Annotated in this window: 2 protein-coding genes; one reads left to right on the plus strand and one right to left on the minus strand. The window is 73.6% G+C overall.

Translation table 11 applies throughout. The annotated features are described in order from the left end of the window. Window positions 1-170: 170 nt before the first annotated feature. Complete coding sequence (locus tag ACFV3E_RS45585) at window positions 171-350, minus strand: hypothetical protein (RefSeq protein WP_500542306.1); 180 nt, start codon at window positions 348-350, stop codon at window positions 171-173. Window positions 351-575: 225 nt separating this feature from the next. Here ACFV3E_RS45585 and ACFV3E_RS45590 point away from each other — a divergent pair, with 225 nt between their 5' ends. Next, window positions 576-1,001, plus strand: coding sequence for an Ohr family peroxiredoxin (locus ACFV3E_RS45590; RefSeq protein ID WP_500542308.1), 426 nt, complete (start codon window positions 576-578; stop codon window positions 999-1,001). Window positions 1,002-1,137: the final 136 nt, after the last annotated feature.

The following is a 1,137-nucleotide window of genomic DNA, read 5'->3' on the forward strand; positions in this document are numbered from 1 at the left end:
GGGTCGGGGCGGGCCGGCGCGGTGGCGATGGCGGGCGGGGCGGTCAGACGACCTGGGCGAAGCAGGCGACGCTCACGGCTGCCGCGAGCACCGTCAGGGATGCAGCCAGGAGCGGCTTGGGGATGCGCACGGGGAGACCTCCGTTGCTCGGCCGGCGGAGCCGGCGGGGTTCACAGGCAGTAGCGGACGAGCCAGTCGTCGGCGGTGTACACGTCCCGGGCCGGGTCGGGAGCCGTGGCCGGGCACTCCTGGACCATCTGTTCCGGCCGGACGCGCTCCGGCAGCTTGCCGAACCGGGCCCTGCGCGCCGCCGCGGCGGCGTCGGGGGTCTTCTGTTGGGTGGGCGGCATCGCGTCGTCTCCTCCGCCGAAGGGTGTCGTTCCCGTTGACGATGTCCTCCATTTTGTCACCTGTCAAGGAAGTGATTCACCTCACGGGTCGCGGGGTGGCCCGGCATGGGGAGCGTCGTGCGTCACCTGTTTGACAGGTGACGAGGGGTTCTGCGACAGTCGTCACCACCCGGACAGGTGATCCGCTGGGCCGATCGGCCCGGGACACGCGAGAGAGGCATGATCGTGACCGAGACGCACTACACCGCCGTCGTCACCGCCACCGGCGAGGGCCGCAACGGAGGCCGGGCGGCGTCCAGCGACGGGCTCCTGGACCTGACCCTCGCCGTCCCGAAGGAGTTCGGCGGCAACGGCGGGGCGACCAACCCCGAGCAGCTGCTCGCCGCGGGATGGGCCTCGTGCTTCCTGGGCGCGGTGAAGATCACCGCGGCGCAGCGCAAGGTGCGTGTGCAGGACGTGGCCGTCGTCGCCGAGGTCACCCTCCACCACCGGCACGAACAGGGCGACTACGGCCTGAGCGCCGTGCTGCACCTCGAGGTCGGCGGCGTGGACCAGAAGACCGCCGACGAACTCGGTGCGGGCGCCCACCGGATCTGCCCCTACTCCAAGGCGCTCGCCATCCCGGTGACCGTCGAGGCCACCGTCGTCTGACGCCGTACCCGCCGCCGCCCACCCGCGGCGGCACCGTCCGTCCGCGTCGTGGGGGGGGGGGGGGGCCGGCCCCGCGGGGCCCGCGACCGCGCCCGGCGCGACGCCACCGACCACGAGCAGGGCTGACGACGGCCCG

It is taken from the genome of Streptomyces sp. NPDC059718 (genome assembly GCF_042733315.1).
In the GTDB taxonomy this organism is placed as follows: domain Bacteria; phylum Actinomycetota; class Actinomycetes; order Streptomycetales; family Streptomycetaceae; genus Actinacidiphila.

Excerpts from the sequence above, each read along its gene's own strand:
- ACFV3E_RS45585 (WP_500542306.1), bottom strand. The coding sequence starts at position 350 with ATGCCGCCCACCCAACAGAAGACCCCCGACGCCGCCGCGGCGGCGCGC.